The organism is Bacillota bacterium (assembly GCA_024653485.1).
Classification (GTDB): Bacteria; Bacillota; SHA-98; order UBA4971; family UBA4971; genus UBA6256.
On record JANLFY010000009.1, the window covers coordinates 77,252 to 94,385 of the forward strand.

A 17,134-nucleotide genomic window follows, 5' to 3' on the forward strand; every position below is an offset into this window, starting at 1 on the left:
ATACAGACAAGGTAGGGGCGTCTGCCGTGTGCTGCCAGCTTGTCCACATTTGGCCATTCTTCCCAATATGATGCACACGACCTCGAAAGCCTGGCCTTGGGCTCCTCGGCGAATGCTCAGTGAGCGTCGGAAGGCTCATCCGTCAGTCCTTCCGAGATGGGCCTGGAGCTCCCTCCGCAGGGTGAGACACCTCAGGAGCTCTACGGGCAAGGGGAAGAGGACGGTGGAGTTCTTCTCAGCTGCGATGTCCGTGATAGTTCTCACATACCTGAGTTGGAGAGCGGCTGGCTCGCCCGCCATCATGAGAGCAGCCGCGCATAGTCTCTCCGACGCCTGGAGTTCCCCGTCCGCAAGTGTCACTCTCGCCTTGCGTTCCCGCTCGGCCTCTGCCTGCTTCGCGATGACTCGTTTCACAGCGTCCGTGAGCTCAACAGCCTTCACTTCCACCGCCGAGATTCTCAGGCCCCATCGGGAAGCGGTCTCATTCAGCATGGATCGCAGCGCATTGTTCAGCTCGGCGCGGTTCGATAGCACGAAGTCGAGTTCGTGCTGGCCCAGGACGGCGCGGAGGACAGCCTGGCCGAGGAGCGCGATGCTCTGCACGTGGTTTGCCACCTTCGTCACCGCCAGGCTTGGATCGCAAACGTTGAAGTACACGGCCGCATCCGCCGCGACTGGTACATTGTCCCTCGTAACGGCCTCCTGCTTGGGCACGTCAACAGTGAATGTGCGGAGATCCACCATCCAGACCTTGTCGATGCCGAAAGGGAGGATGACGTTCAGCCCCGGGTCCAGGACTCCCGCAAGGCGCCCGAACCTGAACAGGACGCCTCGCTTGTATTCCGGGATGGTTCTGAGCATCTTCGGAAGTACCGGCACGGGAACGAGCGCCAACGCAATCGATCCGGCCTCGCTAGCGGCGCCGAACACGCAGGCACCCCATGCGACGCCCAAGACGAGCATCAGAGCGAAAGTTGACCGCGACCCCCTCATGAGCGCCAAGACCGCCCACAGGCCCCACCACGCAGCGACGAACCAGAACACGACCGTGTGAACCTCGCGAAGCCCAGGCGCCAAGATCGCCACCTCCCCGCTCCACTTCCTTCGCCCTATCTCCAAACCCTGACTCGATAGATCGTTACCAGCGCAAGAAATCCTTCCTCCCCAACAAGGCGGGTGAGGCTTGCGGGCTCCGGCCAAGAAGGAGGACTTCAGCGCCGCATCACTGGGCGTACGCGACCCGACTGACGGGTTGACGGGTAAGGAGGGTCCGCAGAATCGATCAGGAGCCTAACCACAGGCTGCCCGACCGAGGTGTAGCGAGCGCATGCAGCTGCCCCTTGCGGAACCAGTATCGCAGGACGAGGAGGGCCGGCCCTTGAACAAGAGTCGGCCCGAGTCGGTCCAGGTAGGTTGGCGGGACGTTCACGCTCTCGCGGCGGGCGCCGACGGAGCGCGCCTCACCAGCATGTCCGGGTCCACGTTCTCTTTCTCAGTGACGGCCACTAGGGCAGCCGCAACCGTGTCGTCGACGACGTTCACGCAGGTCCGCGCCATGTCCAGAATCCTGTCGATCCCCGCGATGAGAGCTAGACCTTCGATGGGAACGCCGATGGCGCTCAGCACCATGGTCAGCATGATGAGCCCTGACCCCGGCACTCCCGCCGTCCCGATGGACGCGAGGATCGCAGTGACCGCAAGCACGACGTACTGCGAGAACCCCAGGTGCACGCCAAAGGCGTTGGCCAGAAACACGGCGCACACCGCTTGATAGAGCCCGGTTCCGTCCATGTTGACGGTAGCGCCCATCGGCAGCACAAACCCGGCGGTTGCCTTGGAGACGCCCGCCTCCTGCACCACTCTCAGCGTCACCGGCAGGGTCCCTGAGCTCGAGCACGTAGTGAACGCCACGAGCGCGGCCTCCCGAATCCGGTAGAGATAGCGCAGCGGCTTGATGCCACCTATGAACCGGAGGAACGCCGAGTAAACGATCCCTACCTGAAGGATGCAACCCAGATAGACGACGAAGATCAGCAGTGCAAACGGCGCGAGCACCTTCACTCCGAAGTTGCCGACGGTCCAGGCGATGAGCGCGAACGCACCCACTGGCGCGTAGTAGAGGACGATATCTACCACCCGGTACATGGCCTCGGCAACACCTTCGATGGCTTTCCTTATCGGCTCTGCGGCCTGGCCAGCCATGCCCATCGCCACCCCGAACACGATGGAGAAGAAGATGATCTGAAGGGCGTTTCCGCGCGCAGCCGCGTCAACGACATTGGTGGGGACGAGTTCGAGGACTATCTGCGAAAAAGGCGGTGGCAGCTGCCGCTCCACCTTCGCGAGCTCACCAAGGCTCAAGCCGGCGCCGAGGTTGAACGCGTTCGCAAGAAGCAGTCCGATTATGACAGAGCAGATAGCCGTGGCGTAGTAGTAGAAGAAAGTCTTCAGCATCATCCTGCCGAGCTTGACTCCGCCGACTCCCGTCACCCCCACGGCGAGGGTGCTGAAGATGAGAGGCACCACGAGCATTGAGAGCAGCCTTATGAAGAACGTCCCGAACGGTTTCAGCCACTCGGCCTTGGGCCCTAGGATCAGCCCCGCAACGATTCCGAGCAAGAACCCAGTGAATATGTACATCACCAGCCGTTGCCTCTTCACACAACTCACCTCCTTTCCGGCTTGATTGCGGGCTCAGCATTGACACCTGACCTCGCCCGCCGCTCTGAAATGTCTATTCGATGCGCGATGAGCCAATTCCTTCCGAACGGGTCCCGCTGGGCACCCGCGCCACCACGCGCACGCAAAAAAGGGCATGAAAATGGTGCGACGTGCTGGAATTGAACCAGCGACCTCAGCGATGTCAACGCTGCGCTCTAGCCAACTGAGCTAACGCCGCACTTCACGATGGGATCATGGCTTCAGGGCCTATCATCGCCCTGTGCACAGTTCTATTTTACGGATCGTCGCCACTCTTGTCAAGCTCGAAGACAGCTCTCAAAGTGTAGCTGTCGCTCCGCGTCGCTCGGTCACCATGCGCCCGCGTCAGCAGGCTTCATGGCATGGCACTGGGCGAAGGCGGATCCCTCAAGGCGCCACTTCCACCTTTGCTATCATCCCACCCGGGAACATGTCTCTGTTCACGATGTGGCCGTGGTCGCGGTCGCGAATGTAGCACTCTCCCGGGACTTCCAGGATAACCAATACATTCAATCTCTCGCAGGATCCGATTGTAGGCGTCGTCCTCTCGTACGACGCGTCCACGGCTCGTGTCGCGAGGGGATAGGAATCTCCGGCCACGACACGACCTACGAGCCCTCCGAGGTAGAGACCGTGATTCTGGAACCCCGTATTGGCTATCCGCGACAGGAGCCTCTGCCCTACCCTCGCCACAATCCTCGACCAAGAGGGCTGGCTTGGTAGCGAACGGTCTCGATCGTCCTTTACGGTGTCCGGGTAGGAGCGCCCGTTGACCACCCAGTAGTCAGGCGTATAGTCGAGGACATCGTACTCCTGCCCCGAACCGAGAGCTTCATGCATGAGACTGTCCATCTCCCCGAGGATGAGCGGCCTGGTCACCTAAGCATGAATATGCTATTGTGTGGGCCGCAGCAGTCCCGACGACCTGACCGGGCCGCGGTCAGGGGCACGAAGATGCGCGAAGCACTCGTCCTGTATCGAACGGTTTCGGGCTTCGCGCGATCACTTCGTTCAGAGGCCGCCCCAAATGCCTTACATCGGCCGTGTGCGCCGCGGCCCGTCGGTCCCGAGACATCGTCCGCGCCACCGCGCCGGTTTCCGCGAGAACCGTGGGCCTCAATGGCACGCGCCCAAGCCAGCGGTCCCCGCGGCGATAGCGTGCTTCGGGTCAGCGGAACAGGTCTGGCGAAGGTGCTGACCGGAACCCAGCGGACAATGGAGCTTCGTGCCCGCCTGAACGCACACTTGCGCGTCCGCGAGATGTGTTGCGAGCACGAACGCCATGCCTCCAATACCAAGATCAGTACTGCAGCCCACCTGAACCGGGCATTCCCGGCGTCCCTGGCATCATAGGTTCGATCACGTTGCACTCGGGAACCCCGATCCTTCTGAGGAACGCGAATTCCTCGGGCGACACCACAACTATGGTGAGCCTATTCTGGATCTGGTCCTCGATCACGAGAAAGTGCTGATTCATGCCGAATCTGAAGACACAGTGGAAGACGAGTCGGGCGCCCACCACGTGCATGGTCCCAGCCTGCTCTGACATTATCCTCATCCCCCCTTCACACCGGCAGTCCACTTCATACTATGAGCTTGGTGGGCAACCTGTTCACTCGGAGCCCATCTATGGTTTGACAGCCCAGGCTGAGGACTACCGGACGCCGCATGGTGCCCCTGGCCAAGCGTGTCGCCACGTACCAGACCGCCAGAAGGATGGAAAGTTCATTCGGGACTGGGCCGCACGCGTCCGGGACGAGAGCACAACTCCCGTGCGAACACAGATGACATGGCGGGAAACAGCTGTGGGAGCTGAAGAGAATACGCGAAACCAGTGCGCGGTGAAGCCGACATCGTTCCCAGCTGCGAGTCGCAGGGTCATCTGTGAGACAGCCGCTCCGGGCCAGACCCCCAGCGCCAGGTCCGCGTGGCCACGACCGGTCCGCGCGCTGGCGAGCAGCCCAGCAGGCGCAGCATCTGGAACAGCTTCGTTGCAGAAAAAGCGGCTGGAGATCTGGAGCTGGGACTTGGCGTCACGAGGCCACATGGCAGGCCGTACATAATCATGGAGGCGACACCCGGATTCGAACCGGGGATAGCGGTTTTGCAGACCGCTGCCTTGCCACTTGGCTATGTCGCCCCACTGCGCTATATATAAACATGGAGCGGAAGACGGGATTTGAACCCGCGACCCTCGCCTTGGCAAGGCGATGCTCTACCCCTGAGCCACTTCCGCTCGAATCATTGTTCTGCCTCGAGTGCGTCAGTCGCGGCGGCCCTGCCGCCTCGCGTACCGGTGTGCAGCTCGCACTATCGAGTTTACCACGTCCCCGCCCACTTTGCAATACCCTTTTCACGTATCCGCAGCGGCGCCGTCGGGCAGCTGAGGCATGTCCACACCACCTTCGCGTCGGCCGTCGCGCCCCATGGCGGCCACAGCGGCTCCTCCACTGCTTCCCGTGGCGCCTGTCGGTCCGACGCTCACCTCGTGCCTCGTGTCGTACCCCGAGGTGGCGTACAGCCTGGGTCGGGCGTCGTACAGCCGGCGCCCGAATACCTTGCCTGGAGGTCTAGTCCAAGTCAAAGGCGGGAATACTCCACGTGGAGGTCTTCGCCGAGTTGACAGGGCGCTTTCACTCCACGGGAAGAATCCACGGAAGGGATGAGGATCATGGGAGACGGTGACGAAGATCGCCGCCTGGCTGAAACCGTACTAGAGTCCATCAGGAATGATGACGGTCTTAGTGCGTACGAAATAAACGTCAGCGCGCACGACGGAGTCGTCCGTCTCGGCGGCATCGTGGACGTCTTGGCTGAGAAGATGAGAGCGGAGGAAGTGGCCGCCAAAGTCGAAGGTGTCGTCGCTGTGGAAAACGACCTCACTGTCTGCACGGATGGCCAGATCACGGACGATGACGTCGACTTCGAGGTCTCGGAGGAGTTGAGACTCGATCCCCAGGTAAACGTGGCCCGGATCTACGCGGAGAGCAAGCGCGGGGTCGTCCACCTGTACGGTGAGGCGGACTCTCTCGATCGCAGGAACGCGGCAGTTGCGGCGGCCGCAAGGGCACGAGGAGTCAAGGACATCGTGAGTCACATAAAGGTAACAGGCGAGGACGAGCGGGGAGGTCCGATCGAGGGTGACCGGGCTGGGGTCAAAGGCACTTCGCCGCAGGACGCTGACTTGCACTAGGAGCCGCCTAGCACCGAAGGTCCGCGTCGTCCCGTTCGGGGTCAGGCTGCGCCTCGGCAGCGCGCTCTGCCCGCTCAATGCAAGGTGTACACCTCGGCGCCAGCCGGTCCGACTGCCCTAGCTGGCGCCTGAAGATCCCGGGTCCTTGGGGCACGCGGTCCTCCCCATTCTGTGACCAACATGGAAGCTCCCGACATCCTGATGAGTCTTTGCAGACGAACCTCGCAGATGGCCGCCGGACACCGACGGTGCGGCGAGAGGAACCGTGTCCGGCGGTGCACAGAGGTCACGCGCGTCTCGTGCTCGAGCGCGTTTCCATGGGCGCAAACCTGGCCGACTGCGCGGGCCGTTAGGTGGCCTACACGTGGACCATGGATAACGATGAACGCGAGGGATGCGTACTCACGTCCGCTCCGTATTGATTGCGTCGCCGGACCCATGGTCCGGCTGGCCCCACGTCACGTTCGGCGAATCCTCCACAGAGTCCCCGATCTTGCCCACGGGATTACTCCGGCCAGGTTCGGCTCCAGGACTCCGAAGTCAACCGCGTAGAGGTTGTCTCATGAAGGATCGAACTTCGCGTCCACAGGGCGCGTCGGCCCCAGACCGCCTGGTCCGGGGCGGCTGATCATCGGGAAATCGTTGACTTGCCGCGTCCTCAGGTTCGCTCGGACCACCTTGGACCCACGCATGCTCGGAGAACGCCCGGTGACTGGTGCCCCTGTACCAAGCTGAGCCACGAATGCCTCCCCTACGCACCCAAAGCGATAGCTAGTCGAAAAACCGAACTTCGCAGTCGGGTTTGCAATCGGCTCCCCTGCCAAGAGGTCGGGCCAGACGTACCACGCGCCGCGGACGATTTCCCACATCGGATCGGGCGCATTGGTCACGGGCCTGCTCCCTCAGTCGTCGTACCCCTGCTCGATGGCCAACAGCCTGCCACCGGGCTAGAATCCAAGCCCGAACACGTTCCTGAGGCCGTCTGCAAACCTCTCGAGATGAGACGCGTTGGGGTCGAACAGGCAGAGTGCGAGAAGCGGACGAAGCGCGAGAATCAAATGAAGCGTGAGGGCCGGACGGGGGCACAAGACTCTCACTTCCCGCAGCCCCCCCCACGAAAAATGGTGCCGAGGGCCGGAATTGAACCGGCGACACGCGGATTTTCAGTCCGCTGCTCTACCAACTGAGCTACCTCGGCTAGAAAAATGGCGGAAGCGACGGGATTCGAACCCGCGGTCTCCTGCGTGACAGGCAGGTATGTTAGACCAGCTACACCACGCCTCCGCTCAAATCTATATTCGACTGTGGTGTTTGCCTCTGGTGGGCGAAGGCAGATTTGAACTGCCGACCCCCTCCTTGTAAGGGAGGTGCTCTCCCAACTGAGCTATTCGCCCGTTGCCCACGGTTGCGTTCCGGCTGAACGTCCCGGCGCAACACCGATTATAAACCAACCCACAGGGCGAGTCAAGAGGGATTTCCCGCCCCCCGGGGTCGCTTCGCGCACCGCCTCCGCTACCTCCCTCTCCGAGACGCGTTCGCCACGCGTTCCAGGAGGTCGATCTCCTCCAGCGCTTTGCCCGCACCCATCACAACGCTCATGAGCGGATTGTCCGCGCATCGCACCGGCATTCCTGTCTCCTTGGAGATGTAGCGGTCTATTCCGCGTAGCAGGGCTCCTCCACCCGTAACGACTATCTCCTTGTCTATCACGTCGCCTATGAGCTCCGGCGGAGTGTTCTCAAGGGTGCTACGAACGCCTGCGGCGATCGCCGCCATCGGCTCTGACAGAGCCTCCCGTACCTCCTGCGACGCCAGGATGATGCTCTTGGGTAGGCCTGTGACGTAGTCTCTCCCGCGCACCTCCATCGAGAGCTCTTCCTCCAGAGGCCAAACCGAGCCGATGCCGATTTTCACGTCCTCAGCGGTCCTCTCGCCGATCATTAGGTTGTAGTTCCGCCGCACGTGCCGAACGATCGCCTCGTCCATGTCGTCGCCGCCCACCCTCACAGAGCAGCCGGAGACGATTCCGCCCAGCGAGATCACGGCAGCATTGGTCATGCCCCCGCCGACATCCACGACCATGCTCCCGGTCGGCTCTTGCACGGGAAGGCCGACTCCGATGGCCGCCGCCACAGGCTCCTCTATGAGAAACGCCGCCCGGGCGCCCGCCTCAATCGTCGCGTCGATCACCGCTCTGCGCTCCACCTCGGTCACGTCGGCGGGGACCGAGACGATGACTCTCGGGCGCACCAGCGCCCTTCCGCGGCAGCCCCTCTTTATGAGGTAGCGAAGGAGGTGCTTGGTCATCTCGAAATTCGCGATCACGCCCTGTTTCAGAGGACGCACCGCCCGGATGGCTCCCGGCGTTCTGCCGATCATCTGCTTGGCCTCGTTGCCCACGGCCAGCACCTCGCCGCTGACCTCTTCGATAGCCACCACCGACGGTTCAAACATGACCACGCCGCGTCTTGTCACGTACACGAGCGAGTTCGCCGTGCCTAAGTCTATCGCCATGTCGCGCACAAAAAAGCTGTACCCGTTACGCGCCACAATCCTGCGCTCCTTCTCTTACTTTCATTCTTCCATCTTCATTGCTTGGTCAGGATCTGGAACCTGTTTTCGCCCTGATGCTGGGCTTTGGAAGCCTGAGTCTTCTGCTTCTTGGGCTTCTTCTTCTCCCTTTTCGACGGCACCTTTGCTCCCACGACGATCCCTCCCTGGATCGACTCAACTCCACGTACGGCATCAAAACTCTCAAAGAGCTATTCTATACTGCTCCCGTCATTCCTGCTATCCCCCGCTCTCCGAAGGAGCGTTCCCACCACTTCCCATGCGTACCGCATCCACCAACGCCGCAAGGGTTGGCCCGGCCTTGGCGTGAATGACCACATCCGCCCTGCCGTCGTAGCCCGTCGGAGTCAGGTTTATGATGGCAAGGCGGGACGCCAGCTCAGGGAGATAGCACACCGGCGCCACTTCAAGGCTTGATCCAACGGCGATGAGAAGGTCCGATTCCGCCACGGCGCGCTGGGCGAGAAAGAAGTCCGGGGGAAGAGGGTCTTCGAAGAGCACCACGTCCGGCTTGACCAGCGCCCCGCACAGATCGCACCTCGGGAGTCCCCCAGCCCTCACGGCGTTGAGCGCCGCCCCCAAGTCGTATGTCTTCCCGCATCTCACGCACGTGCACGTCCTCATGTTGCCGTGCACCTCGAGAGCACGGCGCGAACCGGCGCGCTGATGGAGGCCATCTATGTTCTGAGTGACTATGGTATCGATGACGCTCATTCGTTCGAGCGCCGCGAGGGCTCTATGCCCCGCATTCGGCTCAACGGCTCGCAGCATTTCGAAGAGCTTGAGAATGAACCGGTAGAAGGCTTCAGTCCTGGTTACGAAGGCGGTAGCGGACAGCACTGCCATCGGGTCGACCTGGCTCCACAGCCCAGTGCCGGGGCTGCGGAAATCGGGAATCCCACTCTCTGTGGATATGCCGGCTCCCGTCAGGACGACACATCTCTTCGCACCTGATATCAGTTCAGCCAGTTCGAAGACCCCTCGAGACACGGGGGATGACTCTTCACGACCAGTGGTCCCCTGCATCCTCTCCCACCTCCACCCACCGGCTCCTGGTCCGCGAACCGAAGGCGGACGTCGCTCTCTCGCCCCTCTGGTCCACCGCCCTGTACCATGCTGACGGCAGAGCCCGCTGAAGGCCCTACGTTCATTCCATGGCACGGAGCTCGAGCGCGAGTCTCCTGCGGGCGTAATGAAACAAGTACTGCTGGGCATAGCCCGCGAGGTCTCCGAACCTCTCCCGGGCGAAGTGCGATATCGTGGCGGTAGATACTTTGCTGCCCCCGAAGTAGCAGTACCGCATCACCCTCGTCATCCACACGTCTATGGGGAAAGCCTGAGGGAACCCGAGTGAGAACAGGAGCACGCAATCGGCGACCTTCTCGCCCACGCCGTCGAGGCGCATGAGCGCCTCCTTAGCGCCGTCGTACCCGAGCACCCGGAGACCGGCGAAGTCTATGTCGCCGGACGCAACCCTCTCAGCCGCAGCTTTCACGTACCGCGATCTGAATCCCGCTCCGCACTTCACGAGGTCTAGGACGTCAGCCGACGCCAGCCTACCCGCGGTCGGAAAACTGTAATACAGGGCCGCCCTGGACCCACCGCAGTCATCTCGCACGCCATCCTCTCCCGCAATGGGATCGCCGTACACGTTCGCAATGCGTTCCACCGTGCGCCGGATGAGCGGAATGGCATTCCTCGCAGAGAGGATGAACGAAATCAGGCACTCCCATGGCTCTTGCCTTAGCAGACGCAAGCCTGTGAACGCCCCCACCGCGCACTCGAGCACCGGATCTATCTCGCAGAGCCGTCTTTCGATGCTTGCATGATCGGTGTCGAGGGAGAAGTACTCAACCGCGAGCCGAACGTCGTCCTCACTTGCCGGCCCCACTAGGACGAGGGAGTCTCCTTCCTGCCTTGCGCGGAGCACCCTACCGCGCACCACCCCTACGAACGCCTCTTCCTCCTTGTTCCACCTGAAGGCTTGTCCGGAATCCAGAGTCTCTTTGAGGTCAAACGGTGAGATGCCTGAGATGATCGCCTCGCTCTTGTGTATCTCTATCGTAGGCCGAGTCAAGATCACTTCGCCCTTTCCTCTAGCTCTCGCAACAGTGTACCCAGCTCCGCCAGGGATTCCCCGAATCCCGCGAAGTCGCCCGCACGAAGTCGAGCGCCGGCTTCGTCATATACTCGGACCGCCCGGGCCGTGAGATCCGACATGAGTTCGTCGGCCTCGTCGGGAGCCCCTTTCGTGGGGGCTTGTGCCGCCTGCTCGGGTACCGGAGCCGCGCGCCGCCCTTCGGGTGTGGCGCCGAGCGCCGAGGCGAGCGCTCCCTGCAGCGTGGCATCCATGGCGACAGTGTTTCCGAAAGCGACTATCACTCTCTTCAGCTCTGGGAGCTCGCTCCGTTCCGCGAGGAGGTAGAGCGGCTCCACATACAGAATGGAATTCTCCACCGGGATGACCAGTAGGTTCCCTCGCACCACCCTTGACCCGCGTTGACTCCACAGCGTTAGAGCCTCCGAGATGGCGGGGTCCTGGTCTATCCTCGCCTCCACTTGCATGGGTCCGTACACGAGCTGGTCCTTGGGGAATGTGTACAGCACGAGCTCACCGTAGTGTGGAGGATCGTTTCGCGCCGCGAGCCAGGCGATCATGTTGTCCTTGCCAGACGGCGTGAATGGCAGGATGAGAAGGAACTCCGGTCTCGTGCCGCCCGGCGTGCTCATGAGAATGTAGTATGGTCGGACGCTCTGGCGTTCCCCTCCGTACACTTCCTCGGGGAAGTCCCAGAAGTCCTCGCGCTTGTAGAACGCTTCCGCGTCCGTCATGTGGTACGCGTTGAGAACTCGAGCCTGAATGGTAAAGAGGTCCTCAGGGTACCGGATGTGACCCTTGAGTGAACCCGGCATCTGCTCGAGCGGTCTGAACATGCCAGGAAACACCCCGGACAGGCTCTTCAGAATCGGCTCGTCGGCGGAGGTGGCATAGAACTCCACGTCACCGTTGTACGCGTCGATGACTACCTTGACGGAGTTGCGGATGTAGTTGATCCCATCCTCGAGAGGCTGAGAGTAGGGGTAACGGGTGCTCACGGTGTACGCGTCCCATATCCAGAAAAGCTTGCCGTCCGCAAGCACCAAGTACGGGTCCCCGTCGTACAGAAGGAAGGGTGCGATGCTCATCACGCGGTCGCGGATGTTCCTCTTGTACAGGACCCGGCTCTCCGGGGTCATGTCAGTGGACATGAGGAACTTCAGACTCCCGAACCTCGCAGCGAACGCGGCTTTCCTCAATAGAGAAGAGACCTGGACACCGCCATGTCCCTCGTACCTCGTATACACATTGGCCTCACCGGTCGGGTAATCGAACTCACGGGCGGACGTGCCCACGACGACGTAGTCATCTGTGCGCTCGCCGTAGTATATTTCGGGGCGAGTAACCTCGAAGCCCCGGTCGCTCTTGGGCGGGATGTCCTGTATCACGAACCTCGGCAGCCCCTCCGCGGAGACCTCGTTCACGTCGCTCATGGCAAGGCCGTAACCATGCGTATACACGAAGCGTTCGTTCACCCAGGTCCTCGCCTGATCGGGCAATTCGCCGACTGACAGCTCGCGCGCGGACAGCGCGACTTGGCGCGGCCGTCCGTTCATGACGTACCTATCGATGTCGACGTCGTTGAAATCATAGTAAACGCGGAATTCCTGCAGCTGTTTGTAAGTCTGCGCGAGGGGACGCCAGTCCCACAGTCTAATGCTTTCCACAGTGTCCCGATGAACAGTCATGAGCCGGCTGAAGCTGAGGTCGTTGCGAACGCTAAAAGGCTGGACCTCGATTGCGTCAAGACCGAACGCAGCTCTTGTGGCGTCGACGTTGTACTTGATGTAGGGTTGTTCCCTCGATAGCTCGTTTGGCTCCACCGAGAGTCTCTGGACGACAGCGGGATACGCGGTCCCCAACAGGAACGACGCTATAGCCATTGCCCCGATTGCCCCAAGAGCCAGTCTCTCGGCTCGAACGAAGAGGTTGGCAAGCAGCAGGAGACCTACGACAACGGCCATCGCCGAAAGGATGCCCAGCGCCGGCATCTGGGCGTGCACGTCGGTATAACCTGCCCCGAAGGTCACGCCGCGAGGTGAGTACACAAGGCCTATGGTGGCAAGTCGGTACCCCCACGCTTTGAGCAAGAATCCCAGCGTGAGGAGGCCAATCAAATGTCGCCTTGCGAGCGGGCTTCCGATCACGCCCGCGCTCCCCAGCGAGAGAGTCCTCGTGAGGACGTAGATCGCTGTGACAAGGGAAGCGGTCATAACTGTAAGGGTCATAAGCAAAGAGTACACGAGTCTGTAGAGCGGCAGGACGAAGAGGTAGAACCCGATATCCAGTGCAAACAGCGGGTCCTTCACTCCCGCCGGTGCCCGGTGCAGGAACTGCTGGACGACCATCCAGTGCGAGGAACTGCCGAGCCCCACGAGCACAGCCAGAGTCGTGCTGAGGATGAGGAAACCCACCCTAACCCTCTGTCCCACGATGTGGGCGGGGATGCCGAACTGCTGAGAGAGAGACGCGGACCTCCGAATGCTTGCCTCAGTGAGCCTGAGGTTGACGAAGACAAAGACGAAGAAGACGGCACCAATGACGAAGCCAAGCGCCAGCCGGGAGAGCACTGGAACCCAAAGCGCCTGCAGATACCCGACCTCGCGGAACCACAGTATGTCGGTGAAGAAAGTCGCGATCCCACGTAGTGACGCGGCTGTGCCAACGACCAAAGCAACCACGAATAGACCAACGTAGCGTCGGACCATGACATTCCCCCCGTGTGTGCTCCTGCGCGGACAGACCGTCCAAGAGACTGCCTCTGGGCGAAGCGCGCGTCGTGGTCGCTATCAGGACCCCGTCGCCCTCTCCACGTTCATACTTTGTTATGCTTCTTCAGTGGGTATGTGATTCCTGCTGCGCGTTCTCTGACCATGGCTGTCCGTGGGTGCTGGGGCGCGTCTTCAAGAAGCATCGAGCCGCGTCGAGGAAACCGATGGCGTGCTGGACCATGGCCGTTCTGACCTCAGGGTCGTCCGACCACTTTGCCTCGACCGTGCATATGTGTCCGAGCGCGAGGCATGCGTCTATGAGCCGCTTCCTGATCGTCCAGGGTTCCATCCCGATGCCTCCTCCGTGGGATCTAGACTGGTGAGGGCGCGTCGATTCAGAGGCGCCCCCACGCCATCCACCGTAAGCCCGCCCAGTGGACGACCCCCGCGTCACCTTGAGCGCGAAGCGGGCGACTGCTCCCATCGCCCTCCCGCCTTGTTCCAGACAAAGGCCGAGTAATTGAGCCACCAATGGACGAGCCAGCCGGGCCACAGAGACCCGGCCATCTCGTTCAGCAGACAGAACACGACGCCTAAGCTCAATGGCACGGCGAGGGCATACGACGCCAGGAGCGCGCTCTTGCCTCGAGTGGCTTGCCTCATGGGAAGGAAGTGCACGAGCCCGAACGCGACGGATGAAGCCACCACAGCAGACATGAAGGCAACGGCTGGTGGAACACCGAGACCCGCAAGGGCCCGGCCCACCCCCAGAACCGCAAGCCCTCGAAAGAAGAACTCCTCGACGAACGTCTGCGAGAACGTAAGTGCCGCTGCCATCATCGCGGTATGCTTGAGGTTGCCGCGTCTTAGGCTCAGGTATGTCCCGCCGGGGTTAATCGTCCCACTGGCCACAAGGGGAATCAGGTCTGGTCGGAACAGATGAGCCTCCATCACCCTGCCCACTAGGAATGCCGCGGACCACACGCCGAGCATCCAGAGCCACGGACACTTGCCTAGTAGCGAGACCGAGAGCCCGAACGCGCCGAGTGGCTCCTCCCCACATACGCCCCAGCCGATGACAAGTAGAGCCGTTCCGATCAATGGCACGCCATCGACCGTCTCGTCTCTCTCGGTGTCCTCGCGTGTCGCCTCCAGGCCGCGAAGGTCGTGCGCCATCCTGGTCGCGAAGCTAAGAACCAGGGCAAAGTACACGATCCATGTCACCTTCGATCACAACCCATCGACGAGGGCGGCCACCACTGTCTTGACGTTCTCGTCAGCCGACCGATCCTCGCGCCATCCCCACAACGCTGCCCTGAAAGCTGCTCTGTAGAACTCACAATAAGGGTCGACCGAGAACACGGTGCCGCCTTGGGCCAGCGCGTTGGCGCGACATCCCCCGCCGCAGAAGTATGCCACATCGCACCGAGAGCAACCTGGCACTCGGGTTACATCAGGGACAACGTTCCTTCCCGACCGGCGCATCTTCGAAAGAGAGTCGTCCGGAAGTCTTCCGAGGTACATGTCGGGCCGATGCATGAGCGGACACGGGTAAACCACTCCCTCGGGACCGACGCTGAGCACACCGTGACCGGCCCCGCACCCAGCCTTAGCGCGCAGGTCAATGGGAGCACATGACTCAAGCCCCGGGGCATGGTCTCCCGAGCCGCGAGAGGCCTGCGTGATGAGCGAGGCGAGGCACGACAACAGCTCCCGCGGCGGAATCGAGAGGTCCGCGGCATGGCACGCTCCCCGTCCGACGGGCATGAACAGGCTGAAATGATAGCCGACACCGAGGCTCTTTGCTAGCCTCAGAATGCCGGGGATGTCCGGGAGATTCCTTCGTGTGAGGGTTGGGACTATTTCGATCTTGTCGACTCCCGCCGACAGAAGGGCACTTATCCCTCTGATAGCGGCGTTGAAAGCGCCTTTCCCCCTCACAGCGTCGTGCACGGAGGGATCGTCCGACTCAACGCTCACTTGCACCCTAGCCCCAGACTCGCGAACCCACTCGGCCTCTCTCGCGCCAATCAAGCAGCCGTTCGTGAGAAGCAGCACATCGTCAAATCTGCCTCGCACGAAGTCGAGTATTTCGCGGATGTCCTTCCTAACAAATGGCTCCCCGCCGCTGATCACAAGGGAGCGAGGTCGTGCCTCCGCCAAGGCGTCTAGGACCGCCAGAACCTCGCGCGTTGAGAGAGCGTCATTGCCCGGCAAGCCTCCGGCGCCAAAGTAACAGGTCGGACAGGCAAGATTGCACCTTTCTGTGATGTTGAAGTGAATCCGGCCTGGCCTCTCTTCGTGTCCTTCCTCAACCATGAACCCGGCAGAACACAGGTAACCGAGGAGCGCCCTCACGTCCTCGCAGCGGGCGCCTCGTCGGACGCACGCCGTGGTCACGAGCTCGCCCACTGTGAGACCCTCTATGTTCTCGACCAGCTCGAACGCCTCGACGCTCAGCTTGATCCACTCACTGTTCGCCGGGTTTACCAGCACGCGCTGGTCTTGGAACTCGCATACCCGCACAGCCGGGTTGAGCACGTATACCTTCCCGTCCATGGTCGCACGCCTCCTCCACGATGAGACCGCCCTTCCGGAGCGCGGCGTACCGAGCTCGTGGATCCATGGTGTGGAGAAGCACGCCTGGCTCCCTGACCCTCTTGCTCGCCGGACCCGAAGCTTCGCCCCTCGCGCGCGTCGCCATGCGGTCCGCCGTGGGGATCCGAACAGACTTCGGCCGAAGCTCTGCCTCCGGCGACTCCTGCAGGCTCGCCCTGCCCAGTGCAAGCGGCAGGTGAACGCAAGGAAAGCATCGGAAACGGAGGCGGGCGGCGAGTAGGACTCTGATCGTCTCCCCGCCCGCCCGTGCAGCCGGCACGACGTTCACCCTATCGTGACCCTATGGCCCCACAGCCTGAAGGTAAAGCAGTACCCGTCGATCGCAAGGTCTATCCTGAGTCTTTTCCCACCAAGCCTCCCGTACACGCGGTCCACCCCCTTTCCCCGCGTCAGCAGCGGGCGAGCTGCACATGCTTGCCTGGGCCGGCTCAGGTCGCCTCTGGCGATCCCAGTCTATCAACAGGGGGGTCGCCGCACCATTGCCTGAACGGGCGACTTATGATGGCTCCAACGGATGAACCCAGGGTCATCGCCGGCCTCGGCTGTATACGTACATGACCGCCTGCGAGCGGTTCTTCACCCTGAGCTTCCTGAATATGCTGGCCACGTGCGTCTTTACGGTGTTTACGCTGATGTACAGCTCTCTGGCGATGTCTTTGTTCCTCAGACCTTTCGCGAGCAGTCGAAGCACGTCCAGTTCCGTTCTAGTAAGATACACCGACGGGTCCCTGTCCGCGGACCCACCCTCCCCTGCGGAGGCTCCCCTGGCCCCCTCTGTCGTTGAGACGGCATGGGTATTCTGTAAACCCAGTGCTGCCTCCCGTAGCACCGATTGCCCACCGGCGCCCGCAAGTGGGCCGTCGGCACCTGCAATGAGGTCTATCGGGACTGAACGCGGTGCTATCCTCAAAGTGCCGACGACCTCTATGTCGCCCGGTGAAACGGGGCATCCCGGGTCGAACGGTCCATCAGCATGGCACTCGTCGAGTACCAGTACCCTCAACCTGCCCATTGTCCTCCCTCCAGTGAAGCTCTACCAGAAAGTCCAGGCGACAGCTCAGTGGCAGTCAGCGTTCACCACGGACACACATGCGGTTCCTCGACACGACTCGCCCCTGGCCGCCTGTGGCCACTTTCTCCCATCTTTGGCGTTCTATCCCATGCACATAGCATATTACCATCTTTCGGCAGCGGTGTCAAGAGTTGGTGTCGGCAGGTGTCGGTGGCCGCCGGGCGGACCGA

General features: G+C 61.7%; 15 protein-coding genes and 6 tRNA genes. 1 reads left to right on the plus strand and 20 read right to left on the minus strand.

Translation table 11 applies throughout. The annotated features are described in order from the left end of the window. Positions 1-135 precede the first annotated feature (135 nt). The 8 genes from NUW12_08695 to NUW12_08730 all read right to left on the minus strand — a co-directional run bounded on the left by NUW12_08695 (position 136) and on the right by NUW12_08730 (position 5,284). Entirely contained in the window at positions 136-1,077 is a 942-nt protein-coding gene (locus tag NUW12_08695) for an SPFH domain-containing protein (protein MCR4402848.1), read from the minus strand. 348 nt (positions 1,078-1,425) lie between these two features. Further along, entirely contained in the window at positions 1,426-2,661 is a 1,236-nt protein-coding gene (locus NUW12_08700; protein ID MCR4402849.1) for a dicarboxylate/amino acid:cation symporter, read from the minus strand. 161 nt (positions 2,662-2,822) lie between these two features. Then, positions 2,823-2,899, minus strand: a tRNA-Val gene (locus NUW12_08705). A gap of 188 nt (positions 2,900-3,087) precedes the next feature. Further along, positions 3,088-3,540, minus strand: coding sequence for a hypothetical protein (locus tag NUW12_08710; protein ID MCR4402850.1), 453 nt, complete (start codon positions 3,538-3,540; stop codon positions 3,088-3,090). Between the two features lie 460 nt (positions 3,541-4,000). Further along, entirely contained in the window at positions 4,001-4,258 is a 258-nt protein-coding gene (locus tag NUW12_08715) for a hypothetical protein (protein ID MCR4402851.1), read from the minus strand. Positions 4,259-4,766: 508 nt separating this feature from the next. Beyond that, a tRNA-Cys gene (locus NUW12_08720) sits at positions 4,767-4,840 on the minus strand. A 21-nt stretch (positions 4,841-4,861) separates the two neighbouring features. Beyond that, positions 4,862-4,936, minus strand: a tRNA-Gly gene (locus NUW12_08725). Between the two features lie 117 nt (positions 4,937-5,053). Beyond that, on the minus strand, positions 5,054-5,284 hold the full coding sequence (locus tag NUW12_08730) for a hypothetical protein (protein ID MCR4402852.1): 231 nt from the start codon (positions 5,282-5,284) through the stop codon (positions 5,054-5,056). Positions 5,285-5,371: 87 nt separating this feature from the next. Between NUW12_08730 and NUW12_08735 the strand changes: the two genes are divergently transcribed. Beyond that, positions 5,372-5,893, plus strand: a complete 522-nt coding sequence (locus NUW12_08735) for a BON domain-containing protein (GenBank protein MCR4402853.1) — start codon at positions 5,372-5,374, stop codon at positions 5,891-5,893. Positions 5,894-6,840: 947 nt separating this feature from the next. On the opposite strand, the gene NUW12_08740 is transcribed toward NUW12_08735, so the two are convergent. From NUW12_08740 to NUW12_08795, 12 genes are all read right to left on the minus strand, one after another. Next, a complete protein-coding gene (locus NUW12_08740; protein ID MCR4402854.1) occupies positions 6,841-6,990 on the minus strand; it encodes a hypothetical protein in 150 nt (49 codons plus the stop codon). A 25-nt stretch (positions 6,991-7,015) separates the two neighbouring features. Continuing rightward, positions 7,016-7,091 (minus strand) — tRNA-Phe (locus NUW12_08745). Between the two features lie 8 nt (positions 7,092-7,099). Then, positions 7,100-7,177: transfer RNA gene (locus NUW12_08750), tRNA-Asp, on the minus strand. Positions 7,178-7,211: 34 nt separating this feature from the next. Beyond that, positions 7,212-7,287, minus strand: a tRNA-Val gene (locus NUW12_08755). 118 nt (positions 7,288-7,405) lie between these two features. Then, on the minus strand, positions 7,406-8,443 hold the full coding sequence (locus NUW12_08760; GenBank protein MCR4402855.1) for a rod shape-determining protein: 1,038 nt from the start codon (positions 8,441-8,443) through the stop codon (positions 7,406-7,408). A gap of 240 nt (positions 8,444-8,683) precedes the next feature. Beyond that, complete coding sequence (locus NUW12_08765; GenBank protein MCR4402856.1) at positions 8,684-9,454, minus strand: NAD-dependent deacylase; 771 nt, start codon at positions 9,452-9,454, stop codon at positions 8,684-8,686. A gap of 157 nt (positions 9,455-9,611) precedes the next feature. Continuing rightward, positions 9,612-10,547, minus strand: a complete 936-nt coding sequence (locus NUW12_08770; protein MCR4402857.1) for a hypothetical protein — start codon at positions 10,545-10,547, stop codon at positions 9,612-9,614. Continuing rightward, positions 10,544-13,270, minus strand: a complete 2,727-nt coding sequence (locus tag NUW12_08775) for a UPF0182 family protein (protein MCR4402858.1) — start codon at positions 13,268-13,270, stop codon at positions 10,544-10,546. The genes NUW12_08770 and NUW12_08775 overlap by 4 nt, the downstream gene beginning before the upstream one ends. Before the next feature lie 127 nt (positions 13,271-13,397). Further along, positions 13,398-13,622: a hypothetical protein gene (locus tag NUW12_08780; GenBank protein MCR4402859.1), complete on the minus strand. Its 225-nt coding sequence runs from the start codon at positions 13,620-13,622 to the stop codon at positions 13,398-13,400. A 101-nt stretch (positions 13,623-13,723) separates the two neighbouring features. Beyond that, positions 13,724-14,497 (minus strand): CPBP family intramembrane metalloprotease, encoded by a 774-nt coding sequence (locus NUW12_08785; protein MCR4402860.1) that lies wholly within the window; start codon positions 14,495-14,497, stop codon positions 13,724-13,726. A 6-nt stretch (positions 14,498-14,503) separates the two neighbouring features. Further along, entirely contained in the window at positions 14,504-15,832 is a 1,329-nt protein-coding gene (locus NUW12_08790; GenBank protein MCR4402861.1) for a radical SAM protein, read from the minus strand. A 586-nt stretch (positions 15,833-16,418) separates the two neighbouring features. Continuing rightward, the gene (locus tag NUW12_08795) at positions 16,419-16,904 is read right to left on the minus strand and encodes a response regulator transcription factor (GenBank protein MCR4402862.1); all 486 of its coding nucleotides are present in this window, start codon (positions 16,902-16,904) and stop codon (positions 16,419-16,421) included. Between the last annotated feature and the right edge of the window lie 230 nt (positions 16,905-17,134).

Excerpts from the sequence above, each read along its gene's own strand:
- NUW12_08710 (MCR4402850.1), bottom strand. The coding sequence starts at position 3,540 with ATGCATGAAGCTCTCGGTTCGGGGCAGGAGTACGATGTCCTCGACTAT.
- NUW12_08715 (MCR4402851.1), bottom strand. The coding sequence starts at position 4,258 with ATGAGGATAATGTCAGAGCAGGCTGGGACCATGCACGTGGTGGGCGCC.
- NUW12_08735 (MCR4402853.1), top strand. The coding sequence starts at position 5,372 with ATGGGAGACGGTGACGAAGATCGCCGCCTGGCTGAAACCGTACTAGAG.
- NUW12_08775 (MCR4402858.1), bottom strand. The coding sequence starts at position 13,270 with ATGGTCCGACGCTACGTTGGTCTATTCGTGGTTGCTTTGGTCGTTGGC.
- NUW12_08780 (MCR4402859.1), bottom strand. The coding sequence starts at position 13,622 with ATGGAACCCTGGACGATCAGGAAGCGGCTCATAGACGCATGCCTCGCG.
- NUW12_08790 (MCR4402861.1), bottom strand. The coding sequence starts at position 15,832 with ATGGACGGGAAGGTATACGTGCTCAACCCGGCTGTGCGGGTATGCGAG.
- NUW12_08795 (MCR4402862.1), bottom strand. The coding sequence starts at position 16,904 with ATGGGCAGGTTGAGGGTACTGGTACTCGACGAGTGCCATGCTGATGGA.